The sequence below is a fragment of the Azospira sp. MPR-LB4 genome (assembly GCF_058809525.1).
The window spans coordinates 365,634-389,957 of sequence record NZ_CM179521.1 but is presented as its reverse complement, the minus strand read 5'-3'; the positions used below and the strand labels follow the sequence as shown (position 1 = coordinate 389,957).

Annotated in this window: 25 protein-coding genes and 5 tRNA genes; 9 read left to right on the top strand and 21 right to left on the bottom strand. The window is 65.8% G+C overall.

Annotated features, from left to right (window positions below):
* Nucleotides 1-56: 56 nt before the first annotated feature.
* On the bottom strand, nt 57-1,796 hold the full coding sequence (gene phaC / locus AC3QLZ_RS01850) for a class I poly(R)-hydroxyalkanoic acid synthase (RefSeq protein WP_014237571.1): 1,740 nt from the start codon (nt 1,794-1,796) through the stop codon (nt 57-59).
* Between the two features lie 223 nt (nt 1,797-2,019).
* Between phaC and AC3QLZ_RS01845 the strand changes: the two genes are divergently transcribed.
* On the top strand, nt 2,020-2,313 hold the full coding sequence (locus tag AC3QLZ_RS01845) for a hypothetical protein (RefSeq protein ID WP_202946033.1): 294 nt from the start codon (nt 2,020-2,022) through the stop codon (nt 2,311-2,313).
* Here the strand turns inward: AC3QLZ_RS01845 and AC3QLZ_RS01840 are convergent.
* The 6 genes from AC3QLZ_RS01840 to rluD all read right to left on the bottom strand — a co-directional run bounded on the left by AC3QLZ_RS01840 (nt 2,248) and on the right by rluD (nt 7,834).
* Nucleotides 2,248-3,021: a ZIP family metal transporter gene (locus AC3QLZ_RS01840; RefSeq protein WP_014237569.1), complete on the bottom strand. Its 774-nt coding sequence runs from the start codon at nt 3,019-3,021 to the stop codon at nt 2,248-2,250. The genes AC3QLZ_RS01845 and AC3QLZ_RS01840 overlap by 66 nt on opposite strands.
* Nucleotides 3,022-3,096: 75 nt before the next feature.
* A complete protein-coding gene (locus AC3QLZ_RS01835) occupies nt 3,097-4,386 on the bottom strand; it encodes a TRAP transporter large permease (RefSeq protein WP_014237568.1) in 1,290 nt (429 codons plus the stop codon).
* Complete coding sequence (locus AC3QLZ_RS01830) at nt 4,383-4,868, bottom strand: TRAP transporter small permease (RefSeq protein ID WP_014237567.1); 486 nt, start codon at nt 4,866-4,868, stop codon at nt 4,383-4,385. Before AC3QLZ_RS01830 ends, AC3QLZ_RS01835 begins: the two co-directional genes overlap by 4 nt.
* Nucleotides 4,869-4,938: 70 nt before the next feature.
* On the bottom strand, nt 4,939-5,964 hold the full coding sequence (locus AC3QLZ_RS01825; RefSeq protein WP_014237566.1) for a DctP family TRAP transporter solute-binding subunit: 1,026 nt from the start codon (nt 5,962-5,964) through the stop codon (nt 4,939-4,941).
* Nucleotides 5,965-6,057: 93 nt separating this feature from the next.
* Nucleotides 6,058-6,807 carry a peptidoglycan editing factor PgeF gene (gene pgeF / locus AC3QLZ_RS01820; RefSeq protein ID WP_014237565.1) on the bottom strand — a complete coding sequence of 250 codons (750 nt, stop codon included), beginning with the start codon at nt 6,805-6,807 and terminating at the stop codon, nt 6,058-6,060.
* A complete protein-coding gene (gene rluD, locus AC3QLZ_RS01815) occupies nt 6,788-7,834 on the bottom strand; it encodes a 23S rRNA pseudouridine(1911/1915/1917) synthase RluD (RefSeq protein WP_412784070.1) in 1,047 nt (348 codons plus the stop codon). Before rluD ends, pgeF begins: the two co-directional genes overlap by 20 nt.
* A gap of 136 nt (nt 7,835-7,970) precedes the next feature.
* Between rluD and AC3QLZ_RS01810 the strand changes: the two genes are divergently transcribed.
* Nucleotides 7,971-8,768 carry an outer membrane protein assembly factor BamD gene (locus tag AC3QLZ_RS01810; protein WP_014237563.1) on the top strand — a complete coding sequence of 266 codons (798 nt, stop codon included), beginning with the start codon at nt 7,971-7,973 and terminating at the stop codon, nt 8,766-8,768.
* A gap of 67 nt (nt 8,769-8,835) precedes the next feature.
* Here the strand turns inward: AC3QLZ_RS01810 and AC3QLZ_RS01805 are convergent, their stop codons facing one another.
* Nucleotides 8,836-11,226 (bottom strand): serine/threonine protein kinase, encoded by a 2,391-nt coding sequence (locus AC3QLZ_RS01805; protein ID WP_287875851.1) that lies wholly within the window; start codon nt 11,224-11,226, stop codon nt 8,836-8,838.
* 168 nt (nt 11,227-11,394) lie between these two features.
* Here AC3QLZ_RS01805 and AC3QLZ_RS01800 point away from each other — a divergent pair, with 168 nt between their 5' ends.
* Complete coding sequence (locus tag AC3QLZ_RS01800; RefSeq protein ID WP_014237536.1) at nt 11,395-12,615, top strand: polyhydroxyalkanoate depolymerase; 1,221 nt, start codon at nt 11,395-11,397, stop codon at nt 12,613-12,615.
* 6 nt (nt 12,616-12,621) lie between these two features.
* Here AC3QLZ_RS01800 and AC3QLZ_RS01795 read toward each other — a convergent pair whose 3' ends face one another.
* Entirely contained in the window at nt 12,622-13,104 is a 483-nt protein-coding gene (locus AC3QLZ_RS01795) for a DUF3293 domain-containing protein (protein WP_014237535.1), read from the bottom strand.
* Nucleotides 13,105-13,111: 7 nt separating this feature from the next.
* Complete coding sequence (locus AC3QLZ_RS01790; RefSeq protein ID WP_014237534.1) at nt 13,112-14,620, bottom strand: DNA recombination protein RmuC; 1,509 nt, start codon at nt 14,618-14,620, stop codon at nt 13,112-13,114.
* 159 nt (nt 14,621-14,779) lie between these two features.
* Here AC3QLZ_RS01790 and AC3QLZ_RS01785 point away from each other — a divergent pair, with 159 nt between their 5' ends.
* Both AC3QLZ_RS01785 and AC3QLZ_RS01780 read left to right on the top strand, forming a co-directional pair.
* Entirely contained in the window at nt 14,780-15,742 is a 963-nt protein-coding gene (locus AC3QLZ_RS01785; RefSeq protein ID WP_014237533.1) for a diguanylate cyclase domain-containing protein, read from the top strand.
* Complete coding sequence (locus tag AC3QLZ_RS01780; RefSeq protein WP_014237532.1) at nt 15,739-16,104, top strand: response regulator transcription factor; 366 nt, start codon at nt 15,739-15,741, stop codon at nt 16,102-16,104. Before AC3QLZ_RS01785 ends, AC3QLZ_RS01780 begins: the two co-directional genes overlap by 4 nt.
* 33 nt (nt 16,105-16,137) lie before the next feature.
* Here the strand turns inward: AC3QLZ_RS01780 and gloB are convergent, their stop codons facing one another.
* Nucleotides 16,138-16,941, bottom strand: coding sequence for a hydroxyacylglutathione hydrolase (gene gloB / locus AC3QLZ_RS01775; protein WP_014237531.1), 804 nt, complete (start codon nt 16,939-16,941; stop codon nt 16,138-16,140).
* Nucleotides 16,942-16,969: 28 nt separating this feature from the next.
* On the opposite strand from gloB, the gene AC3QLZ_RS01770 reads away from it, so the two are divergent.
* The 4 genes from AC3QLZ_RS01770 to nosD all read left to right on the top strand — a co-directional run bounded on the left by AC3QLZ_RS01770 (nt 16,970) and on the right by nosD (nt 20,163).
* Nucleotides 16,970-17,698 (top strand): class I SAM-dependent methyltransferase, encoded by a 729-nt coding sequence (locus AC3QLZ_RS01770; protein WP_014237530.1) that lies wholly within the window; start codon nt 16,970-16,972, stop codon nt 17,696-17,698.
* Nucleotides 17,688-18,140, top strand: a complete 453-nt coding sequence (gene rnhA / locus AC3QLZ_RS01765) for a ribonuclease HI (protein WP_014237529.1) — start codon at nt 17,688-17,690, stop codon at nt 18,138-18,140. The genes AC3QLZ_RS01770 and rnhA overlap by 11 nt, the downstream gene beginning before the upstream one ends.
* Nucleotides 18,141-18,211: 71 nt before the next feature.
* A complete protein-coding gene (gene dnaQ / locus AC3QLZ_RS01760; RefSeq protein WP_014237528.1) occupies nt 18,212-18,931 on the top strand; it encodes a DNA polymerase III subunit epsilon in 720 nt (239 codons plus the stop codon).
* Nucleotides 18,928-20,163 (top strand): nitrous oxide reductase family maturation protein NosD, encoded by a 1,236-nt coding sequence (gene nosD, locus AC3QLZ_RS01755; RefSeq protein WP_014237527.1) that lies wholly within the window; start codon nt 18,928-18,930, stop codon nt 20,161-20,163. The genes dnaQ and nosD overlap by 4 nt, the downstream gene beginning before the upstream one ends.
* 6 nt (nt 20,164-20,169) lie before the next feature.
* Here nosD and AC3QLZ_RS01750 read toward each other — a convergent pair whose 3' ends face one another.
* The 10 genes from AC3QLZ_RS01750 to uvrC form a co-directional block, all read right to left on the bottom strand.
* Nucleotides 20,170-20,445 carry a DUF2795 domain-containing protein gene (locus tag AC3QLZ_RS01750; RefSeq protein ID WP_014237526.1) on the bottom strand — a complete coding sequence of 92 codons (276 nt, stop codon included), beginning with the start codon at nt 20,443-20,445 and terminating at the stop codon, nt 20,170-20,172.
* Nucleotides 20,442-20,882, bottom strand: a complete 441-nt coding sequence (locus AC3QLZ_RS01745) for a DUF1178 family protein (RefSeq protein ID WP_014237525.1) — start codon at nt 20,880-20,882, stop codon at nt 20,442-20,444. The genes AC3QLZ_RS01750 and AC3QLZ_RS01745 overlap by 4 nt, the downstream gene beginning before the upstream one ends.
* A gap of 17 nt (nt 20,883-20,899) precedes the next feature.
* Nucleotides 20,900-20,984: transfer RNA gene (locus tag AC3QLZ_RS01740), tRNA-Leu, on the bottom strand.
* Nucleotides 20,985-21,054: 70 nt separating this feature from the next.
* Nucleotides 21,055-21,258: a hypothetical protein gene (locus tag AC3QLZ_RS01735; protein WP_014237524.1), complete on the bottom strand. Its 204-nt coding sequence runs from the start codon at nt 21,256-21,258 to the stop codon at nt 21,055-21,057.
* Between the two features lie 138 nt (nt 21,259-21,396).
* Nucleotides 21,397-21,472: transfer RNA gene (locus AC3QLZ_RS01730), tRNA-Gly, on the bottom strand.
* Between the two features lie 48 nt (nt 21,473-21,520).
* Nucleotides 21,521-21,596 (bottom strand) — tRNA-Gly (locus tag AC3QLZ_RS01725).
* A 16-nt stretch (nt 21,597-21,612) separates the two neighbouring features.
* Nucleotides 21,613-21,686 (bottom strand) — tRNA-Cys (locus AC3QLZ_RS01720).
* A gap of 52 nt (nt 21,687-21,738) precedes the next feature.
* Nucleotides 21,739-21,814, bottom strand: a tRNA-Gly gene (locus AC3QLZ_RS01715).
* Nucleotides 21,815-21,895: 81 nt separating this feature from the next.
* Nucleotides 21,896-22,471, bottom strand: a complete 576-nt coding sequence (gene pgsA, locus AC3QLZ_RS01710; RefSeq protein WP_014237523.1) for a CDP-diacylglycerol--glycerol-3-phosphate 3-phosphatidyltransferase — start codon at nt 22,469-22,471, stop codon at nt 21,896-21,898.
* On the bottom strand, nt 22,472-24,322 hold the full coding sequence (gene uvrC / locus AC3QLZ_RS01705) for an excinuclease ABC subunit UvrC (RefSeq protein WP_014237522.1): 1,851 nt from the start codon (nt 24,320-24,322) through the stop codon (nt 22,472-22,474). It lies immediately after the preceding gene.
* Nucleotides 24,323-24,324: the final 2 nt, after the last annotated feature.

Genomic DNA, 24,324 nt, shown 5'->3' with positions numbered 1-24,324 from the left:
CTCCCCCGCCCCGCTGCATTTCTTGCGGTTGTATCAGATGTAGGTGTCAGGCCGCCTCAGACGGCCTTTTCCTTGACGTAACGGCCGGGGGCCGGTTCCAGCGGCTTGTAGCGGGCATTGCCCAGTTTGCTGCGGGCCGCCACCTCGCCGCCGGCGAACTGCTGCAGCCAGGCGCTCCAGTCGGACCACCAGCTGCCCTTGTGTTCGGTGGCGGCGGCCAGCCAGGAATCTGCATCCAGCTTCTGGTCGCTGCCGCTCCAGAAACTGCGCTTGTTCTTGGCGGCCGGATTGACGACGCCGGCGATATGGCCGGAGGCGCCGAGAACGAAGCGGGACGGGCCGCCCAGCAGGCGGGTGGATTGGTAGGCGGTCTGCCAGGGCACGATGTGGTCTTCCCGGGCTGCCAGGATGTAGCTGGGCATGACCACCCGGCCCAGATCCACGCGCACGCCGCACATTTCCAGCTTGCCCGGGATGCGCAGGCTGTTGTTCTGGTACAGGTTGCGCATGTACCAGCAGGCGAAGGGACCCGGCAGATTGGTGCTGTCGCAGTTCCAGTACAGCAGGTCGAAGGCGTCCGGCTTCTTGCCCTTCAGGTAGTTGTTGGCGACGTAGTTCCACACCAGGTCGTTGGCGCGCAGGGCGGAGAAGGTGGAGGACAGCTCCTTGGCCGACAGCAGGCCGCCCTGGCCGATCTGGCTTTCCTTCAGGGCGAGGAAGTTGTCGTCGATGAGCAGGCCGATCTCGCCCGTGTCGGAAAAATCCAGCAGGGTGGTGAGCAGGGTCAGGCTGGCCACCGGGTCCTCGCCGCGGGCGGCCAGCACCGCCAGGGCGCTGGAGAGGATGGTGCCGCCGACGCAGAAGCCGAGGGCGTTGATCTGATCCACCTTGCAGACGCTGCGCACGACCTCGATGGCGGTGATGGCGGCCTTCTCCAGGTAGTCCTCCCAGGTGTATTTCTCCAGGTCGGCCTTGGGGTTGCGCCAGGAAACGAGGAACACCGTGTTGCCCTGCTCCACCGCATAGCGGACCAGGGAATTCTCCGGCTGCAGGTCGAGGATGTAGAACTTGTTGATGCAGGGCGGCACGATCAGCAGGGGCCGCTTGGCCACCTTGGGCGTCAGGGGCTCGTACTGGATCAGCTGCATCAGCTCGTTTTCAAAGATCACCTGGCCGGCGCTGGTGGCAATGTTCTTGCCGACTTCGAAGACGCTTTCGTCGGTCATGGAGATACGGCCCTTCTCCATGTCGGCGATCAGGTTCTGGATGCCGGCGGTGATGCTCTGGCCCTTGCTTTCCACGGCCTGCTTGATGAATTCCGGATTGGTGGCGGCGAAATTGGCGGGAGAGAGGGCGTCGATGTACTGGCGGGCCATGAAGCGCAGGCGGTTCTTGGCCTTGTCGTCCTCCTCCGGCACCGCTTCGACCACCTGGCGCAGGAAGCTGGAATTGAGCAGGTAGGCCTGGCGGATGTAATCGAACATCGGCGTTTCCGACCACTCGGGGGCATTGAAGCGGCGGTCGCCCGGCTGCGGCTGGACGGCGAAGCCGGGTTCCTGGCCCTGGCGTTTGGCCAGCATGGCGGCCCACAGGGCGGCATGCTGCTTCAGGTATTCCTGGTGCAGGGCCTGCATTTCCTCGGGGCTGGGCAGCTTGAGGGGCGGCAGGGTGCCGGCGGGCGGCGGCGTCATGCCGGGTTGTTTCGCCAGGAAGGCGAAGAAATTCTGGGCCAGGGTCTGTCCGGCAGAAACGAAATTTTGCATCGCAGGAAGGAGGTTTTCCGGCTGGCTGACCATCTTGTATGAAACTCCTGAGGGGCGCGGAATGGCTCGGCGCGCGGAGGACGGGGAAGGAGCGTTTGATTCTGCTTGGCTGCCTGATCCCTGTCAATGACCAGGGGATAGCGAGGATCGCGGGAGGGCTTCCGGGAGAAGTTAAGCCCCCGCGCTGACAGGCGACTTACAGACAGATGAAGGATTGGTTGCAGCGGGCCGGGAAGCGATGGCCGGGCCCGCTATAATGGCGCCCATGTACATCATCGCCATTGGCTGGCTCTACGTCATTTTCATGATGGCCCTCACCGAGGCCAGCATCGTGGCGGGAGTCGCAACCTTCTTTTTCTACGGGCTGCTGCCCACCGCCCTCATCCTCTATCTGGGCGGCTCCAAGGTCAGGCGGCAGCGCCGGGCCTGGCAGGAGTTGCAGGAGGCAAAGCGCCAGGAGGCCCTGGCCGGGCAGCCGTCCGCCTCAGGCGTGGCCGGCGATCAGCTCCCGGGCCAGCCAGATGGAAAGGATGCCCAGGCCGATCAGTGACACCTGCTGCAGGGTGGCCTTGAGTTCGGGCCGCTTGTGCAGGCCGGGAATGAGGTCGGCCACGGCCACATAGAGCATGCTGGCAGCAGCCAGGCCGAGCAGGGACGGCACCCACTCCTGCAGGGACGACAGGGCGAAGTAGGCCAGCAGGGCCCCCACCAGGGTGGCCAGGCTGGACAGCAGGTTGAAGGCCAGGGCCTTGGCCCGGGAATAGCCGGAATGCAGCAGCACCAGGAAATCACCCAGCTCCTGGGGAATTTCGTGGGCGATGATGGCCAGGGCGGTGACGATGCCCAGCTGGGTGTCTTCCAGGAAGGCGGCGGCGATGAGGATGCCGTCCACGAAATTGTGGAAGGTGTCGCCGATCAGGATCAGCAGGCCGGAACGGCCGTGGTCGTGGGCCGGCGGATGGGCGTCGTGGGCTTCGCAGTGATGGTCGTGGCAGTGGCGCCACAGCACCAGTTTTTCCAGGACGAAGAAAATCAGGATGCCGCCCAGGATGGTGGCCGCCATGGTGTGGGGATCGCCATGTTCCAGGGCATGGGGCAGGATTTCCAGGAACACCGCCCCCAGCAGGGCGCCGATGGCGTAGGAAATCAGGTGGGAGACGCTGCCTGCCCCCAGGGTGAAGGTCACCAGACCGGCGGCAATGACGCTGAGGGCGCCGCCGAGGAAGCTGGCGGTGATGATCCAGCCAAGGGTACTCATGGTTTTCCAGGCAAGGGAAGAAGGTGGGGAAAATTCGGGGAGGGGCGGATTATACGCCCTCCCCTCCGCCGAATCTTATTGATACCCCAGATATCGGGGAATGCCGGTGGCCAGTTCGGGAACAAAGGTCACCAGCAGCAGGGCCGAGAGCATGGCGCCCACCATCCACAGCACCCAGGGCACCGTATCCTCGATGCGGATGCCGGCAATGCGGCTGGTGACCATCAGGTTGATGGCCATGGGCGGCGTGAACTGGCCGATGGCCACGTTCATGGTGAGGATGACGCCGAACCACACCGGGTCCCAGCCAAAGTGCAGGATCACCGGCAGCAGGAAGGGCATGAAAATGAAGAGGATGGAAACGGCGTCGAGGAACATGCCGGCGATCAGCAACAACAGGGTCACCGCCAGCAGGATGGCCGTCTCGTTGCCGGAAAGCCCCACCAGCCAGCCGCCCAGGGCCTCGAAGGTGCCCAGGGTGCTGCCGGCCCAGGCGAAGACGCTGGCCAGGGCGATGATGAGCATGACCACGGCGGAAACCTCCGCCGACTCCACCAGCACTTCGTAGATGTTCTTCCAGTTGAGGGTGCGGTAGATCACCAGGCCGACGAACAGGCCGTAGAACACCGCCACAACCGCCGCTTCCGTCGGCGTGAAGGCGCCGGAACGCATGCCGCCGAGAATGATCACCGGGGCCAGCAGGCCCCAGCTGGCCTCCTTCAGGGCCGACCAGAAGGACTGGCGCGCCTCTCCGTCCTGCAGGCCGGCGACGCCGAAGCCGTGGCGCACCGACAGCCACCAGGCCGGCAGCATCAGGGCCAGGCCGGCCAGGAGGCCCGGGATCAGGCCGGCGGCGAAGAGGGCCGGCACCGAGGCCTGGGGCACCAGGACGCTGTAGAGGATGAAGACGATGGAAGGCGGGATGAGAATGGCCGTGGAGCCGGCCGCAGCAATGACGCTGGCGGAAAAGGCGGCCGGGTAGCCGGCCCGGGCCATGCTGGGAATCATCACCGTGGCCACCGCCGCCGCATCCGCCGGGCCGGAGCCGGAAATGCCGCCCAGCACCATGCACACCAGAATGGCGGCCAGGGCCAGGCCGCCGCGCCGCTGGCCCACCAGGGCCACGGCAAAACGCACCAGGCGCAGGGCCACGCCGGAGCGCTCGAAAATCATCCCGGCCAGCACGAAGACCGGAATGGCCAGCAGCGGATATTTGGCGATGCCGGTATAGACGCTGGTGGGCAGGGACATCAGGCCCAGGTCGCCGAAGAACACCACCGCCAGGCCCGCCAGGCCCATGGCCGTGCCCAGGGGCACGCCCAGGAGCATCAGGGCGAAGAAGGAAAGAAAGAGCAGCCAGCTCATGCCCGCCCTCCCCGCCGGCGCCACAGCAATAGGAACAGGCGCAGCACGATCAGGGCCGACAGCAGGGGCAGCCAGGCGCTGTACCACCACTGGGGCAGGCCCAGGCCGGGAGAGGTGACCTCGAATTCGAAATCGTCGTAGGCCATGCCGTAACCCAGCCAGGCCAGGAGGCCGAACATGGCCACATTGGCCAGCCACTCCAGGGCCGAACAAAGCCGGCGTCCGTTGGCGGAAAGTCTGTCCACCAGCAGGGTGATGCGGATGTGGCGGCCGTCGGCGAAGGCGCCGGCCGAACCGAGCAGGGTCAGAACCAGCAGCAGGAAAACGGAAAACTCCTCGGTGAAGGCGAAGGAGGCGTTGGTCAGGTAGCGCACCAGCACATTGGCGAAGGTGATCAGGCACAGCAGGGCCATGCAGCCCGCCGCCAGGGCCCGTTCGATGCGGGCAGTGGGGCGGGAGGGGGGATTCTGTTGGTCATCCATCTTGTTGTTCTCGTCAAAAACAAGATCGCCGGCCCGGGCCGGCGATCTTGCAGGCACAGGGGAAAAGGACCTACTTGCCGGCAGCGATGGCGGCCTCGGCCTTTTTCACCAGATCCTTGCCCACGGTTTCGGCCCACTTGTCGTACACCGGACGGGTCAGGTCCTTGAAGGCCTTGCGCTGCTCGGCCGTCAGCCGGGTGATGGTGACGCCGTTCTTCTCGATGTCCTTGAGCAGGGCATCGTCGCCGGGGCTGACGCCCTTGCGCGCCGCCACCAGGTTCTCCGCCGCCGCCTGTTCCGCCGCCTCGCGCACCGCCTTGCGGTCCGCTTCGCTCCAGTTGTTCCAGACGTTGCGGTTCACCACGAAAATCAGGGGATCCGTCATGTAGCCCCACAGGGTCAGGTGTTGCTGGCCCAGGGTGTGCAGCTTGGCCGCATTGAACACGGAGAGGGGATTTTCCTGGCCGTCCACGGCCTTGGTGGCCAGGGCCGGCTGGGCATCGGCCCAGCTCATCTGGGTGGGATTGGCGCCGAGGGCGGAGAAGGCATCGATGAAAATGGGGGAACCGACGACGCGGATCTTCATGCCCTTCAGGTCCGCCGGGGTACGGATGGGGTGCCGGGAATTGGAAAGCTCGCGGAAGCCATTCTCGCCGTAGGCCAGGGGCACCACGCCCTGCTTTTCCAGCACGGCGAAGAGGTCCTTGCCCACCGGCCCCTTGATCAGGGCATCCAGGCTCTTTTCATCGGGCGTGAGGAACGGCAGGGAGAACAGGTTGAGCTGCTTCACCTGGGGCGACCAGTTGATGGAGGAGCCGATGGCCAGGTCGATGACCCCCTGGCGGATGGCGGAAAACTCCCGGGTCTGGTCGCCGCCCACCAGGCTGGTGCCCGGGTAGAGCTTGATGTTGATGCGGCCTTCGGTCTTCTGCTTGACCAGTTCGGCCCAGCGTTCGCCGGCCTTGCCCCAGGGAAAGGCGGGACCGAGGACGGTGGACAGGCGGTATTCGGACTTGTAATCGGCGGCGTGGGCGACGCTGTGCCCCAGGGGCAGCAGGGCCAGGGCCAGGGATGCGGCGGCGACGAGTTTTTTCATTGTTCCTCCGGTAGTTTTTATGATGATGCAGCGGAGGCAGTGTAGGGAGCGTTGTTCGCCACGGTCAAGGTGCAACGCACCAAGGCCCCCGGCTCAGGGCTCCAGCCAGATGAGGGAGGCCATGCGGCCGCAGACCCGGTCGCGACGGTAGGAAAAGTAGCTGGCGGCGTCGCCGACCGTGCACAGGCCGCCGCCGTGGATCTCACGGACGCCGGCTGCCTGCAGGCGCAGGCGGGCCAGAGCGTAGATGTCGGCCAGATACTTGCCGGTGGAGGCGCCGGGGACGAAGGCCTGGGACGCCCGTGGATCGGCCTTCTCGAAGGCATCCCTCACCTCAGGCCCGACTTCAAAGGCTTGGGGGCCGATGGCCGGCCCGAGCCAGGCCAGGAGCCGCTCCGGGGCCACCCCCATGGCAGCCACCGTGTTTTCCAGGACACCGGCCGCCAGGCCGCGCCAGCCGGCATGGGCAGCGCCCACCACGGTACCGTCCCGGTCGCAGAGCAATACCGGCAGGCAGTCGGCAGTCATGATGGCGCAGACGCTGCCGGGGCGCCGGGCCACCACCCCGTCGGCCTCCCGCCCGGTGGTGGCGCTATCGGCGTCGGCCACCCGGTTGCCGTGCACCTGCTGCAGCCACAGGGGCTCGCCCGGCAGGCCGGCCCGCAGCAGGGCCCGGTTGGCCGCCACATGGGCCGGCGCATCGCCCACGTGATCCCCCAGATTGAGGCTGGCATAGGGAGCCGGACTGACGCCGCCGCTGCGGGTGGTCTGCAGGCTGCGCACCCGGGGCGGGGCTGGCCAGTCGGGAGCGAAGCCGGGCAGGCTATTCGTCGGCTTCGTCATCGAAGTCTTCGTCTTCCAGGAGTTCGGCGCCCTCTGCTTCCAGCACCTCGACCTCCTCCTCGTCCTCCCAGTCGTCGCCCCACTCCTCCGCCCAGGCTTCTTCCTGGCGCTGGCGGCGCAGGGTCTTGATCTCGTCCCATTCGCTGCGCAGCGTCTTGAGCAGGGCTGCCATGTCGTCGGGCACCGGGGCGTCCCACTGCATGGGTTCCCGGGTCAGGGGGTGGATCAGGCCGAGGCGGTAGGCATGGAGCGCCTGGCGGGGGAAACGGACCCCGGCGGTCTTGCCCTTGTTGTAAACCGCATCGCCCACCAGGGGGAAACCCAGGGCCGCCATGTGCACCCGGATCTGGTGGGTGCGGCCCGTCTCCAGGCGGCACTGCACCAGGGTGCAACGCTCGAAATGCTCCAGCACCGTGTAATGGGTGCGGGCCTCCCGGCCATTGTGCTGGACCACGGCCATCTTGGTGCGCTGGGTGGGATGGCGGCCGATGGGCGCATCCACCGTGCCGTTGCGGTTGAGATAGCCGACCAGCAGGGCCCGGTATTCCCGCTTCACGGTGCGGGCCTGGAGCTGGCGCACCAGGTCGGTCTGGGCCTCCAGGGTCTTGGCCACCACCATGAGGCCGGAGGTGTCCTTGTCCAGGCGGTGCACGATGCCGGCCCGGGGCACCTGGGCCAGCTGGGGCGTGTGGTGCAGCAAGGCGTTGAGCAGGGTGCCGCTCCAGTTGCCGCTGCCCGGATGCACCACCAGGCCGGCCGGCTTGTTGATGATGAGGATGGCTTCATCCTCGTACACCACAGGAAAAGGAATGTCTTCCGGCGTCTCGGCCGCCAGCTTCTCGTCCTGGACTTCCTCCAGGTTGAGGAACTCGCCGCCCAGCAGCTTGTGCTTGGGCTCCTGCACCGGCTGCCCGTTGAGGGAGACCCGGCCTTCCCGGATCCAGGTTTGCAGGCGATTGCGCGAATACTGGGGCAGCAGTTCGGCCAGCACCTGGTCCAGGCGGCGGCCGCCGGCATCGAGGGGCACGAATATGGGCGACCCGGCGCCGCAAGCGGGGGATGGAGACGGAGATGACATGGGCTTTGCGCTATAATCGGCCGCACTCATTTCGGCGGGCGCCTCACTTCGGCGCGCCTTGGCTTTCGTTTTTGGACTGTTCATCATGCGTAGTTTACCGGCTTTAGCTCTGATTTTCGCCGCTTTGCTCTCCCTTTCCGGTTGCGGCCTGCTGCCGGAACAAAAGGACGAGACCGCCGGCTGGTCCGCCAACAAGCTCTACACCCAGGCCAAGGAGGCCATGAGCGAGGGGTCGTGGGACAAGGCCGTGAAGTATTTCGAGAAGCTGGAATCCCGCTATCCCTACGGCCGCTACGCCCAGCAGGCCCAGATCGAAGTGGCCTACGCCTACTTCAAGTCCGGCGAAACGGCCTCCGCCATCGCCGCCTGCGACCGCTTCGTCAAGCTGCATCCGGACCACCCCAATGTGGATTACATCTACTACCTGAAAGGCCTGGTCACCTTCAACGAGGACCTGGGCATGATGGGCCACGTCAGCATGCAGGACCAGACGGAGCGCGACCCCAAGGGCATGCGCGAGTCCTTCGACGCCTTCAAGACCCTCTCCAGCCGCTTCCCCGACAGCAAATACACCCCCGATGCGGTGCAGCGCATGAAGTACCTGGTCAGCGCCATGGCCGCCAACGAGGTGCATGTGGCCCGCTACTACATGAAGCGCAAGGCCTATGTGGCCGCTGCCAACCGGGCCCAGAGCGCCATCAAGAACTACCCGGACGCCCCGGCCATCGAGGAGGCCCTCTTCATCATGGTCAAGGCCTACGACGAAATGGGCATGATCGACCTGCGCGACGATGCGGAGCGGGTGATGCGCAAGAACTACCCCAACAGCGTCTATTACACCCGGGGCCTGAACCGGGTCGAACCCTGGTGGAAGCTCTGGTAAGCCATGGCTGAAAACGAAAAGGCCGGGAATTCCCGGCCTTTTTTATTGCCATCCGGGGGGCGCCCCCTTAAATGGACTGCTTGATCGCCAGCAGGGCCTGGTTGCGCAGGGTGCGCAGCAGGGACAGCTCCTTTTCCGGGATGACGATGTCTCCGGCACCGTCCTTGTCGGCATAGATCATGGCCACCGGATTGCCCTTGATGGTCAGGGGGAAGAGGACGAAGGTTTCCGAGGTCAGCACCTTGCGGAACCAGTCCGGGATGCGGGGCTTGATCTTGGGGTCGTTGGTGTCGCTGATGAGGATGTCCACACCCTTGGAAATGGCGGCGTGGAAGATGTCCGGCGAAAAGCTCAGGGGAAAGCGGAACTGCCGGGCGATCTCCGTGGCGTCCGGACCGAAGCCGAAACGGCCCTGCATGGTGTTGTGGCGGGCATCCTTGATGCACAGGATGACCCGCTTGAAGCCCATGGCCCGGTACATGGTTTCCAGGATGATGCGCAGGATGTCGTTCAGCTTGTATTCCTCCACCAGGGTGTTGGAAATGTCCTGAATGCCGGCGGTGAGGATGGCCTGGGCCGTCGCCGAATCCGGCGCCTGCCCCTCGCCCACCACCGCGGCGGGCAGCAGCTCGCCGCCCAGCTGTTCGCTGAGGATGGTGCCGGCCATGCTGGAATCGTCCTCGCCGGCGGCCGAGGCGGCCGGCTTCTCCCCCATCCATTCCCGCAGTTGCCGGCCGAAGGCGGTCTGCTGCAGGTTGAGGCGGATGATGCTGGCGAATTCCTTGACCTGTTCGATGGACTTCTCGATGGTGCTGCGCAGGTCCCGCTCTTCCACCTTGACGCTGTCGCCGAAGCGGGCCGCCAGCTTCTTCAGTTCCCGGGCCCGCTCATCGGGGCCGGCCTGGGCGATGATCAGGCACAGCTCGTTGGCATAGGCCGCCAGCACCCGCAGCTTGTCCTCCGGGGTGCTGGGCAGGCGCACATTGCCGCCAGGCAGCTTGCGCATGCTGTTGACGATCAGGGGCGGGAAGCCCCAGGTACGGGCGACGCCGATGCCCAGTTCCTCGTAGGACATGCCCAGCACCTGCAGGGAGGCGGCCTCCTCGCCGATCTCCTTCTGCCCCATGAGCTTCTTCACTTCCTCGCTTTCCTCGGGGAAGTAGTACTGGCACAGCAGGCGGCCCAGGTTGTGGAACATGGCGCAGATGAAGGCCTGCTCCACATCCCGGGTGCTGGTCAGGGTGCCGATGTCCTTGGCCAGGATGCCGGCCAGATTGGCCCGCAGGAACTCGTCCTTGAGCTGGGCCGCATTGGACTTGTTCTGCAGGTGCTCGAAGAGGAGCACGGTGATGGCAATATTGCGCACCGCATCGAAGCCGAGCACGATCACCGCCCGGGACACGGTGCTAATGTTGCCGCCGCCGGCCTGCCGGTAATAGGCCGAATTGACCAGGCGCAGGATCTTGTTGGTGAGGGCGAAGTCCTTGAGGATGGTCATGGACAGCCGGGCGATGCTCTCCGTCTCGGAAGTGGCGATCTTGTTGATGGCGCTGACCGATTCGGAGAGGGCGGGGAAATCGCTCTTGTGCCGCATGCGCCGCAGCAGGAAATCCAGGGTGCTCTGCTTGCCGCCAGTGGCGGCGCCCTCCTCCTCCACCGGGTCCAGGTAGCTATCCAGGGCCTGCAGGAACTGGGCGACGGATTCGTAGCGGTTGAGGGGATTGCGCGCCGTGGCCTTGTACAGCACGTCCACGATGCGCTCATCCAGGCTGACCTCGCTTGGCAGGCGCAGATCCTCCTGGGTGATGCGCCGCATCACCTGGAAGGGATCGCTGCCCTGGATGGCGCGGCGGCCGGTCAGCAGCTCGTAGAGCACCAGGCCGGCGGCGAAGATGTCGCCCCGCACTCCCACCGTACGCGATTCGATGTACTCGGGCGCCATGTAGGCCGGGGTGCCGGTGAAGTCGCCCTGCTTGCTGTCCAGGTCCTCGATGCGGGCGGCAATGCCGAAGTCCATGACCTGGGGAATGCCGTCCTCGTCCAGGAGGATGTTGGAAGGCTTCAGGTCCCGGTGGATGATGCCCTGTTCGTGGGCACAGGCCACCGCCTCCAGGATGGAGCGCATCAGGGTGACGGCCTTGACCGGAGAGAGGGCCCCCGCATCCTTCAGGTACTGGGCCAGGTTCTTGCCGGGTACATACTGGAAAACCAGGTAAAGATCGCCGTCTTCTTCGCCCGCCTCGAAGATCGGTACGATATTGGCATGTCGCAGCTGGCTGACGGTACGCGCCTCCGCCAGCAGGGCGGCATTCTGGGCCGCGTCGGGGCGGGAAAAGTGCAAGGTTTTGATGGCGATCTCGCGCTCCAGCTGCGGGTCATACGCCAGGTAAACCACACTTTGGGCTCCCCTACCCAGTTCGCGCCGGATTTCGAAACGTCCGATCTTTTGCAGTGCCATGTCGGCCCCCTTGATATTTGTCGGCCATTCTAGCCGCTCCGTTGCCTCCCGGACATGGACTAATTCACTGCGGCGCCCAGCCCGGTCATCCAACTGACGGATTTTTCATTAGAATCCGGCCATGTCCGGGAATTCCCGGTACGACAATAATCATAGGTTACGCCCCCCATGCTCTACGACCTGCACGAATTCCAGCACTCCCTGCTGACCCCCCTGCGCCTGTGGGCCGAAACCACCCAGCAGCTCTTCGCCAACCCCTTCTCCGCCCTCTCCTATCTGCCGGAAAGCGCCCGCATCGCCGCCGGTTCCGAGCTGATGGCGCGCCTCATCCGCCGCTACGACAAGCCCGCCTTCGGCCTCGACCGCACCACGGTGGAGGGCCGGGAGGCGGCCGTCAGCGAAGCGGTGGCCGTGCACAAGCCCTTCTGCAATCTGCTCCATTTCGTCCGCCAGAGCGGCCAGGCGGCGCCCAGGGTGCTGCTCTGCGCGCCCCTTTCCGGCCATTACGCCACCCTGCTGCGGGACACGGTGCGGGCCCTGCTGCCGGACCACGACGTCTATGTCACCGACTGGATCGACGCCCGCCAGGTCTCCCTGGCCCACGGCCCCTTCCGCTTCGACGACTACGTCAGCTATATCCAGGACTTCATCCGCCACCTGGGGCCGGAGGTCCATGTCATCTCCGTCTGCCAGCCCACCGTGCCGGTGCTGGCGGCCATTTCCCTGCTGGCGGCCGACGACGATCCCTGCCAGCCCCGCTCCATGACCATGATGGGCGGCCCCATCGACACCAGCATCAATCCCACGGCGGTGAACGACTACGCCAAGAAGCACACCCGGCTGTGGTTCGAGACCAAGGTCATCACCCGGGTGCCGACCAAGTACCCGGGCGCCCTGCGCCGGGTCTATCCGGGCTTCCTGCAGCACGCCGGCTTCGTTTCCATGAACCAGGACCGGCACGTGGACGCCCACCTGGACTTCTACAACCACCTGATCGAGGGCGACGGCGATTCGGCCGAGGCCCACCGCAAGTTCTACGACGAATACAACGCGGTGATGGACCTGCCGGCCGAGTACTACCTGGAAACCCTGGAACGGGTCTTCCTCAACCACTACCTGCCGGAAGGCCGCCTGGTGGTGCACGGCCGGACGGTGGACCCGGCGGCCATCCGCCGTACCGCCCTGATGACCGTGGAGGGGGAACTGGACGACATTTCCGCCCCCGGCCAGACCCATGCCGCCCACGACCTGTGCGCCTCCCTGGAGGCGGCCCAGCGGGCCCACTTCCTCTGCCCCGGCGTCGGCCACTACGGCATTTTCAGCGGCCGCCGCTGGCGCGAAGTGATCTATCCCCAGGTGCGCGACTTCATCCGCCGCCACCAGGGCTGAGCCAGCCTAGCCCGCCGCTCCGGGCGGGGCCACCTCCCGGCACCACAGCAGTTCCGGGGTGGTGTCCGGGGTGCCGGCATCGCCTTGGGCAACGCCGAACAGGACGGCGTTCTGGCCCATGTGGCGCCCCAGGGCCAGGGCCAGTTCCCGGTCCAAGACCGGCGCCGTGACGAAAAAGCCGGCTTCCGCCGGCCATTGGCCATCGTCGGCCAGGTTTTCCGCCGCCAGGGCCGGCAGGCCCAGGCTGTGCAGCAGCCCGGCCAGGGCCCGCTGCCGGGCCAGATTGGCAGCCTCGCCGAGGGGCTCGGAGGCCGGATTGCTGGCAGTCACCACCATCCAGGCCCGTCCGCCCCGGGCCGCCACATAGGCCGCCAGGGCGGGGCACGCCTCGCCCACCCGCAGATCCACGGCCCCCTCGGGCAGCCAAACCCGGTAGGTGGTGGCCCGATAGGCGGCCTCCAAGGCAGCAGGGACGGGGCTTTCGGCCATGCCTGCCCTACTCCTGGCTATCCTCGGACACTTCCAGGCTCTCCAGCCCGGAAAGCAGGCCGGACGCCTCTCCCGAAGGCAGGGCCTCCACGCTCTTCAATTTGCGCTCGATCTGGCGGGTACGCACTTCGGCGGCGCCGATGCTGTTGGTGGCCTGCTCCAGCTTCTTCTTGGTGGCCGCCAGGGCCTCGCCGAACTTGCCGAACTCGGTCTTCACCGCCCCCAGCACCGACCACACCTCGGAGGAGCGCTTTTCGATGGCCAGGGTGCGGAAGCCCATCTGCAGGCTGTTGAGCATGGCCGTCAGGGTGGTGGGGCCGGAGAGGGAAACCCGGTATTCCCGCTGCAGCATCTCCGCCAGGCCCGGCCGGCGCAGGGCCTCGGCGTAGAGGCCTTCGATGGGCAGGTAGAGCAGGGCGAAATCCGTGGTGTGGGGCGGCTCCACGTATTTCTCGCGGATGCTCTTGGCCTCCAGCTTGAGGCGGTTTTCCAGGGCCTTGGCGGCCTCCTCCACCCCGGCCGCGTCGGCCCGCTCCTGGGCGTCCTGCAGCTTCTGGTAATCCTCGATGGGGAACTTGGCGTCGATGGGCAGCCACACCGGCGCATCGGCCAGACCGTCGCCCTTGCCCGGCAGGCGGATGGCGAACTCCACCCGGTCGTTGCTGCGGGGCCGGGTGATGACGTTGGTGGCGTACTGCTCCGGCGTCAGGATCTGCTCCAGCAGGTTGGACAGCTGCACTTCGCCCCAGGAGCCCCGGGTCTTGACGTTGGTCAGCACCTTTTTCAGGTCGCCGACGCCGGCGGCCAGGGTCTGCATTTCCCCCAGGCCCCGATGCACCTGCTCCAGCCGGTCCGAAACCAGCTTGAAGGATTCGCCCAGGCGCTGTTCCAGGGTGGCGTGGAGCTTTTCGTCCACGGTCTTGCGCATCTCCTCCAGCTTGCCGGCGTTGTCCGCCTGCAGGGCCACCAGCCGCGCTTCCACCACCTGGCGCAGCTGCTCGAAGCGCTGGTCCAGGGCCTGGGAAACCTGGGCCAGCTGCTGGGCGAAGGCTTCCAGGTGCTGGCCCTGGGTCTGGCCGAACTGGCCCACCTGGGCGTTGAGGGATTCGGCCAGGCGGGCCAGGCCCTGGGCCTGGGCCTCCCGCCCCTGGTGGGATTCGGCGGCGGCCTCCTGGCGGCTGCGGGCCAGCTGCTGGGCGAACACTTCCAGCTGCTGGGCCTGCAACTGGCCCAGCTGGCCGACCTGGCTGCCCAGGGCCTGGGTCAGGCGCACCAGGGCCTCGCTCTGTTCCTCCCGGCCACGCCGGGCTTCCAGGGCAGATTCCTGGCGGATGGCCGCCAGTTCCTCGCGCAGGGCCCGCTCCTGCCGGGCCAGGGCACCGTCCACGGCGGCGAACTGGGGCGCCAGGGCCAGGGCGGCATCCTGCCGCTCGCGGCTGCGCAGGAGAAGAAGCACCAGACCGCCGAGAATCAGCAGGGCGAGGACGGTAAGAATCAGCAACAGGGTGTCGGTCATGAAGGTTCCGAAAAAATGCAGACAGGCGGGAATCGCCATTTTACTCGGCCCGGGACCTGGTTCGGGACGAACGTGACGGAATGCGCCCCCCGGAAGCAGGCCAAAGGGATAAAATGCACCACTGATTCCACTCACCCGCCCGGGCCGTACAAAAACAATATGAAAACCCTTGTCGTCGAGGACGCCAAAACCTCACTGGCTGTGGTTTGCCACCATCTGGAAAGACTCGGCAACATTCCGGTTCCGGCGTCCTGCGGCGCCCAGGCCATCGAACTGTTCCAGTCCGAACGCCCCGACCTGGTGCTGCTCGACGTGGTCCTGCCGGACATGGACGGCTACACCGTGGCCCGGCGCATCCGGGACCTGGAAAAGCCGGGCGAATGGACCCCCATCATCTTCCTCACCGCCATGAGCGGCGACGCCGACCTGGAAAAGGGCATCGCCGCCGGCGGTGACGACTACCTGCAGAAGCCGGTCAGCGACGTGGTGCTGCGGGCCAAGATCCGCGCCATGCAGCGCATCGTGCAGATGCGCCACTCCCTGCTGGTGCTGACGCGCAAGCTGGATGCGGCCAACCAGGAGCTGAAGCGCCTCTCCGCCGTGGACGGCCTCACCGGTGTGGCCAACCGCCGCATGTTCGACGAGGCTCTGGAACGGGAATGGCGCCGCTCCATGCGCCAGGGCACGGAGCTGGCCATCGTCATGTGCGACGTGGATTTCTTCAAGAAATTCAACGACACCTACGGCCACCAGGCCGGTGACGAATGCCTGAAGAAGGTGGCTTCGGCCATGGCCAAGGCCATGGAGCGGGGCGGCGACCTCCTGGCCCGCTACGGCGGCGAGGAATTTTCCATCATCCTGCCGGACACCAAGCTGGGCGGCGCCGCCTTCGTCGCCGAGCGCATGCGCCACAGCGTGGCCCAGCTGAAGATGCCCCATGCCGGTTCCCATCACGGCCAGGTGACCATCAGCTGCGGCGTCTCGGCCTTCGTCGCCAGCCCCGAAACCAGCCCGGAAGCCCTGCTCCTGGCTGCCGACCAGGCCCTCTACCAAGCCAAGCAGGCCGGCCGCAACCAGGTCTGCCGCATGTCCACCGCCCCTGCTCCCTGCCCAGCTCCATGAGTCAGCGTCACCCGAAAATTCTCATCGTTGATGACAACGATGTCATGCGCGCCCTGCTGCGCGGCATCCTGCGCAACGAGGACTACCAGGTGGTGGGCGAGGCCCGCAACGGCATCCAGGCCCTGGAAATGGTGGAGCGCATGACGCCCGACGTGGTCTGCCTCGACGTCATCATGCCGGAAATGAATGGCCTGGAAACCCTGAAGACAATCAAGCGGGACTTCCCCCAGGTGTCGGTGATCATGATCACCGGCAACGCCAGCAAGGAAAACGTCCAGGAAGCCCTGGAACTGGGCGCCAACGGCTTCGTGGTCAAGCCCTTCAACGCCGCCAAGGTGCTCGAGGCCCTCAGCCGGGCCTGACCTCCCCCTGACCTGCCGCCGCCCGGCGCAGGGTCAGAAGTGGTTCTTCCACTCCCGCAGGGCGGCAAACACCGCCACTTCATCCGTCAGCGCGTGGCCCGCCTGCCTTTCGGCACTGGCCCGCACTTCCGCCTCGCCGCAGCGCAGGAAGGGATTGGTCGCCAGTTCCTCCGCCAGACAGAGGGGCACGGTGGCCTGCCCGGCCTGGCGCATGGCGGCCACCTTCCGCACCCGCTCGGCCAGGGCCCGGTTGCCCGGTTCCACCGCCAGGGCGAAATCCAGGTTGGCTGCCGTGTATTCGTGGGCGCAGTAGACCGCAGTCTGGGGCGGCAGCACCGCCAGGAGGTCCAGGGAATGGGCCATCTGGGCCGGGGTGCCCTCGAACAGCCGCCCACAGCCGGCGCCGAAGAGGGTGTCGCCACAAAAGAGTACTGGCGCCCCTTCCCACTGGCCGTAATAGGCCAGGTGACCCCGGGTATGACCCGGCACGGCGAGCACCTGCAACTGCAGGCCCAGGTCGGCGAACTCCAGGCGCTCCCCACCCCGCAGCGGCTCGCCGACGCCTGTGATAGACTCCGCCGCCGGTCCCAGGACCCGCACCCCGTCGCCCGCCAGGGCGGCAACGCCGCCGCTGTGGTCGGCATGGTGGTGGGTGAGCAGGATGGCTTCCAGCCGGAGTCCTTCCCGGGCCAGGAATGCCTGCACCGGTGCGGCATCGCCCGGGTCCACCACCAGGGCCCGGTCGCCGCGCTGCAGCAGCCAGATGTAGTTGTCCTTGAAGGCCGGAATGGCCGAGATGCCCCGCAGGGGCGCGCAAGCAGGTAGACTAGTTTCCATACACGCACTATTGGCGGACCGCGTTCCCATGTCAATTCCCGGACTCGATGCCTGGCTGCAATCCCCCCAGGGGAGCTACGTACTCGAATGGGAGCAGACCAAGATCGATGCCCTGGTGGCGGACATCTTCGGCTTCCACGCCCTGCAGCTGGGCCTGCCCCAGGTGGACTACCTGCGGGACAACCGCATTCCCCTGCGCCTGAAGGCCGGCGAGTCCGGCCTGGTGGATGTGCGCTGCGACCTGCGCCAGCTGCCCTTCGCCAGCGCCTCCCTCGATCTGGTGGTTTTGCCCCATGTCCTGGAATTCCTGCCGGACCCGCACCAGATGCTGCGGGAAGTGGAGCGGGTGCTGATTCCCGAAGGGCAGGTGGTCATCGCCGGTTTCAACCCCCTTTCCCTGTGGGGCCTGCGCCGCTACCTGCCGGGCCAGCGGGAGGGTCTCTTCCCCTGGAACGGCAACTATCTCTCGGTGCTGCGCCTGAAGGACTGGCTGGCCCTGCTGGGCTTCGAGGTGGACCGGGGCAATTTCGGCTGCTACGCCCCGCCCTTCGAACAAAGCAAATGGCTGCAGCGCTGCCACTTCATGGAGCCGGCCGGCGACCGCTGGTGGGGCTTTGCTGGCGGCACCTACCTGCTGCGGGCGGTGAAGCGGGTGCCGGGCATGCGCCTGGTGCTGCCGGCCTGGAAAGAACGCAAGGCGCGGGCCAAGGCCCTGGCGCCCATCACTCAGAAGGAAGCGAACGACAATGGCCAATGAGGCAACTGTGGAAATCTATGCCGACGGCGCCTGCAAGGGCAATCCGGGGCCGGGCGGCTGGGGCGTCTTCATGCGCGCCGGCGCCCACGAGAAGGAACTGTGGGGCGGCGAACGGGATACCACCAACAACCGCATGGAGCTGACTGCCGTCATCCGCGCCCTGGAAGCCCTGAAGCGGCCGGTGCCGGTGAAGCTGTACACCGACTCCAAGTACGTGCAGCAGGGCATCAGCGCCTGGATCCACAACTGGAAGCGCAACGGCTGGCGCACCGCCGACAAGAAGCCGGTGAAGAACGCGGACCTGTGGCAGGAGCTGGACGTGCTGGCCAGACAGTTCCAGGTGGAGTGGACCTGGGTAAAGGGCCATGCCGGCAATCCGGGCAACGAACGGGCCGACGAGCTGGCCAACCGGGGCATCGAGGATCTCCGCCAGAGCGCCTGAAGCCCCTTATTCAACGGATTTGATCTAGGCGGCAGATAAACCGGCCGCCCTTGCCTAACATCGGAAACGTCATGCGTCAGATATTTCTAGATACGGAAACCACGGGCCTGGAGCACAAGCAGGGGCACCGCATCATCGAAGTGGCCGGTGTGGAGATGGTCAACCGCCGTCTCACCAACCGCCATTTCCACAAGTACATCAACCCGGAACGGGCCATCGACGAAGGCGCCCAGGCGGTGCACGGCATCAGCCTGGAATTCCTGGCAGACAAGCCCAAGTTCGCCGCCATCGCCGCTGACTTCCTCGACTTCATCCGCGGCGCCGAACTGGTGATCCACAACGCGGCCTTCGACGTGGGCTTCCTCAATGCCGAGCTGGCCCGCCTCAAGCTGCCGCCCGTCGGCGAGGTCTGCTCCGGGGTGGTGGACACCCTGAAGATGGCCAAGGAGATGCACCCGGGCAAGAAGAACAACCTCAACGCCCTGTGCGACCGCTACGAGGTGGACAACTCCCACCGCACCCTGCACGGCGCCTTGCTCGATGCGGAGATTCTGGCCGAAGTCTATGTAGCCATGACCCGGGGTCAGGAAAGCCTGATGATCGACCTGGGCCAGGCACCGGCCGCCGCCGCGGAAATCGCCATGAGCACGGGCCAGCGCCGCCCCACCCGGGTCCTGCGGGCCAGCATCGAAGAACTGGCCGCCCACGAGCAGGTGCTGGCCGGCATCAACAAGGAAAGCAAGGGCAAGTGCCTGTGGGCGCCGCCCCCGGCCGAGCCTCCCGCCGCATGAGATTTCTCCGCCGTTGTCCCTGCCTGTGGCTGGCCGCGCTGCTGCTGGCCGCCACGACCGCGACGGCGGCTCCGCTCCCTCCCCTGCAACCCTGGATCGACGCCACTCCCGCCGGTGGCGTCCTGGTGCCGCCACCGGGCGTCTATGCCGGGCCGGTACGCATCGACAAGCCCCTGCATGTGGATGGGCAGGGCAAGGTGACCATCGACAATGGCGGCCACGGCACCATCCTCAGTCTCAGGGCCAGCGGCGCCAGCCTCAAGGGGTTGCGCCTGGTGGGCAGCGGCGATTCCCACGACCAGCTGGATGCAGCCATCAGCATCGAAGGCCACGGCAACCTGATCGAAGGCAACGTGATCGAGGCCAGCCTCTTCGGCATTTCCCTCAAGCAGTCGGACCACAACATCCTGCGCCGCAACCGCATCCGCTCCTTCAACGTGGATTCGGCCGACCGGGGCGATGCCCTGCGCCTGTGGTATAGCGCCGGCAACCTGATCGAGGATAACGACATCGCCCAGACCCGGGACCTGACCATCACCAACGCCCCGCGCAACCACTTCCGCCGCAACACCATACGGGACAGCCGGCGCGGCATGAACTTCCTCTTCGCCAACCGCAGCCGCATCGAGGACAACGTGCTGGAGCGCAACTCCACCGGCATCGTCATCATGAATTCGGAAGGCGCCATCCTGCGCCGCAACCGGGTCCTGCACGCCATGGACGCCTCCGGCGCCGGCATCGCCCTGAAGGAGACGGCGGCCATCCTGGTGGAAGACAACGACATCATCCATTGCGCCGTCGGCATCATGGCCGACTCCCCTTCCCATCCCCTCAACCGCATCGTCCTGCACCGCAACCGCCTGGCCCACAACGTCACCGGGGTCAATTTCTACGGCGAACGGGGCGGCCACATCGCCATCGCCAACCGCTTCGAGAACAATCTGTGGCAGGTCATGGCCAGCAATGCGGGGGACCAGCAGAACGACTTCTGGCTGGGCAACTACTGGGACGACTATCAGGGTTTCGACCGCAACGGCGACGGCTGGGGCGACACGCCCCACGAGATTTACGCCTACGCCGACCGCATCTGGATGGATACGCCGGCGGCCCGCTTCTTCCGCAATTCGCCGGTGCTGGAGATGCTGGACTTCCTGGAAAGGCTGGCGCCCTTCTCCCACCCCACCCTGATCCTGCAGGACCCGAAACCGCGCATCCTGCGCGGCAAGAGCTGAGGCGCCCTAGAACAGGCTCGCCACCACGTCCTGGTCCCGCTTGGCCAGGCGCTCCAGGCCGTTCAGGACCTCCTTCGAGGCGCCATGGTCCCGGGCGTGGGCGAGAAAGCTCTGCACCGCCTTTTCCAGAGGGTAATCGGAAGTCTGCCAGTCATGGTTGAACTGGCTGGCCAGGAGCCGCTGGGCCGTCAGCTTGCCGCTGCGCATGGGCACCAGGGTCACCTGCTGGCCGTCGTGGCGAATCACCACGGCCATGGTCAGGGCCTGATTGGTGACGATCAATTGAGGTCTTCCTTTTTCGGCAGGGGCAGGCGGAAGACACCGATCCCCTCCTCCTCCAGTTCGGCGAATTCCTCGTCCGAAGCCTGGCCCCGGATGGAGCGCCGGGGTGCTTCCTCGTTGTGCATCTTGCGGGCCTCCTCGGCAAAGGCCGAGCCCACATCGTCGCTGACGCTCATGAGGAAATCCACCACCTGGCGATAGGCAGTCAGAGGCGAAAGGGAGGTCTCCACGGTCGCAGGCGGAGCCTCAGCCGCCGGCGCCGCCACTTCACCGCCCTGGGCCAGGTGGATGCCGGCCGGGATCTTGCGGATCTGGTGGGAATTGCAGTGGGGACAGGTGACCAGGCCCCGTTCCTGCTGGGACTGATAGTCCTCGGCGGATCGGAACCAGCCTTCAAAGCGGTGCTCCTGCTCGCAGGAGAGTTCAAAGATGATCAATTGGGTGCCAGGCGTCGTGGTGCCCGGGACGGGACTTGAACCCGTAAGCCTTGCGGCGGCGGATTTTAAGTCCGCTGTGTATACCAATTTCACCACCCGGGCGGATGCGAAAGGCAGGATTATAGCGGCTTCCCGCCGGGCAGGGCAGCCAGAACGCCAAACGGCGAGGCTTTCAGGCCTGGGTATCGATGATCCTGCCGGTCACCTGCCCTTGCCCGTTGACGACGGGGGACGGCGCTTGGGCCGGGTTCTGACTGCCGCCCTTGTCGCCGGCGACCGGTGCCGCGGGCTGGGACTGCAATCCCAATCTGGCGGCCAGATTGGTGCGCGCCACGATGGCGAACATATTGCCGTTGCTGATCGGTTTGATGCCCATGGGAGACTCCCGCCGACGCGTCTACCTAACTGTAGATGATGCAACGGGAAAGTGCGGGAAGAGAATCGGCACGGGGAGAAGCTGCGGCGGAAGCCTGAATGCAAAAAGGGCAGTGCTTGCGCACTGCCCTTTTCAATTTGGAGCGGGAAAAGAGTCTCGAACTCTCGACCTCAACCTTGGCAAGGTTGCGCTCTACCAACTGAGCTATTCCCGCATGAAGCTTTTTACTGCCGGCCGGACATCAATCCGGCCTTGGTGAAACTGGAGCGGGAGAAGAGTCTCGAACTCTCGACCTCAACCTTGGCAAGGTTGCGCTCTACCAACTGAGCTACTCCCGCGTATTACTTTTCAACCTGGAGGCGCGAGCCGGAGTCGAACCGACCTACACGGATTTGCAATCCGGTGCATAACCGCTTTGCTATCGCGCCAGAAACATTCTTACTGCTGCTGAAGAAAGCGGTCAGCTCTCTCCTGGAATTCTGGAGCGGGAAAAGAGTCTCGAACTCTCGACCTCAACCTTGGCAAGGTTGCGCTCTACCAACTGAGCTATTCCCGCGTCGTGTTGATCAGTGCTGCAATCAACGAGGTCCGCATTATAAGGCCTTTCGCGGGCCTGTCAACAGTTCTGCGACGGCAATTATTTTTCCGCGTGCTGGACGATTTGCGGCCAGGCCATGCGCATGTAGTAACCCATGGACCACAGGGTCAGCACGGCGGCGATATAAATCAACCACGTACCGGCGGCCATGACGTCGATGCCGGCCACCGGCTCCTGCAGCAACAGCAGGGGAATAGCGGCCATCTGGGCGGTGGTCTTGATCTTGCCGATCATGGACACGGCCACGCTTTTCGAGGCGCCGATCTGGGCCATCCACTCGCGCAGGGCGGAAATGGTGATTTCCCGGCCGATGATGACGGCGGCGATGACCGCGTTGGTGCGATCCAGCTGCACCAGCATGATGAGGGCCGTGGCCACCATCAGCTTGTCCGCCACCGGATCGAGAAAGGCGCCGAAGGCCGAAGTCTGGTTGAGGGCCCGGGCCAGGTAGCCGTCGAACCAGTCGGTGAGGCCGGCCACGACGAAGACCAGGGTGGCGATCAGGTTGCGCTCCTGCAGGCTGGCCCAGGATTCGGGCACGTAGTAGATGCCGATCAGCAGGGGGATCAGGACGATGCGCAACCAGGTGAGAAGGATAGGTATGTTGAAGGGCATTCAGTGCAACGCCGAATAGATTCGTTCCGCCAGATCCCGACTGATGCCAGGCACTTCGGCCAGCCGGTCCACGCTTGCGCCGGCGATGCCCTGGAGTCCGCCGAAATGGGCGATCAGGGCCTTGCGCCGGGTCGGGCCGACCCCGGGGATTTCCTCCAGGGTCGAAGTCCTGCGGGCCTTGCCGCGCTGGGCGCGGTGTCCGGAAACGGCGAAACGGTGGGACTCGTCGCGGATTTCCTGGATCAGGTGCAAGGCCGGGTGTGTCGAGGGCAATTGTAACGGCTTTCGCCCGTCGGGAAAGATCAGTTGTTCCAGCCCGACCTTGCGCTCCACGCCTTTGGCGACGCCGATCATGGGCACATGGGCCAGCCCCAGTTCCTCCAGGGCGCTGTAGGCGACGCCGACCTGGCCCTTGCCGCCGTCGATGAGGATCAGGTCCGGGCAGACACCCTCCCCCACCGCCACCTTGTCGTAGCGCCGGGAGACGGCCTGGCGCATGGCGGCGTAGTCGTCGCCCTTCTGGATGTCACGGATGTTGTAGCGGCGGTATTCGGACTTGCGCATGCCGTTGCCCTGGTACACCACACAGGAGGCCACGGTGGCTTCGCCCTGGGTGTGGCTGATATCAAAGCACTCGATGCGCTGCGGCAGCTCCGCCAGGCCCAGGGCTTCCTGCAGGGCTTCCAGGCGCTGCCCCTGCATGGACAGGGTGGCCCGGCGCGAGGCGATGGCGATGCGGGCGTTCTGCACCGCCATTTCCACCCACATGCGGTGAGCCGTCTGGCGCGGCTCCTGGATCGGCACCGGCCGCTCGGCCAGGGCCGCCAGGCTCTCGGCCGCCTCTTCGTCCGCCGGCGGCACATTGACCAGGATGCGGGCGGGAATGGGATGCTCCCGGTAATGCTGGTCGAGGAAGGCGGCGATAGCCTCGGCCGGCTCGCAATCCGCCGCATTCTTGGGAAACAGGGGCTTGTCGCCCAGGTGCTGGCCGCCGCGGATCATGGCCAGGTTGAGACAGAGCATGCCCGACTCCTGCACCGCCACCACCACGTCCGCATCCTCGTCGCGACCGCTGTCCACGTACTGTTTTTCCTGGATGCGGCGCAGGCCCTGGATGCGGTCCCGCAGCACGGCGGCCTGTTCGAAGGCCAGGGCCATGGAGGCCTGTTCCATGGCTTCGGTCAGGCGCTGGATCACCTCGTGCTGCTTGCCCTTGAGGAACATGGCGGCCAGCTGCACGTCCTTGGCGTAATCCTCGGCGGAGATAAGGCCGACACAGGGACCGCTGCAGCGGTGGATCTGGTACAGCAGACATGGCCGGGAGCGGTTGGCGAAGACCGAATCCTCGCAGGTGCGCAGGTGGAAGGTCTTCTGCAGCAGGTGGATGGAGTCCCGCACCACCGAGGCTGCCGGGAAGGGGCCGTAGTAGTCGGCCTTGCGGTCCGGGGCGCCGCGGAAGAAGGCCAAGCGCGGGAATTGATCCCGGGTCAGCTGTACATAGGGGTAAGACTTGTCGTCCCGGAAGAGGATGTTGAAGGGCGGGTCCAGGCTCTTGATGAGGTTGTTTTCCAGCAGCAGGGCCTCTGCCTCGGAGCGGGTCACGGTGGTATCGATGCCGCAGATGCGGCTCACCATGAGGGCGATGCGGGGGCTGGAAACGGTGCGCTGGAAATAGGACGAAACGCGCTTCTTCAGGTTCTTCGCCTTGCCGACATAGAGCACCTTGCCCTCGGCGTCGAGCATGCGATAGACCCCCGGCAGGTCCGTCAGGGTCGCCAGGAAGGTCTTGGCGTCGAAGGCCGGCGCTGCCGGCCCGGCCGCCGGGGCCGTTGCTTCCGGAGACTCGCTCATGG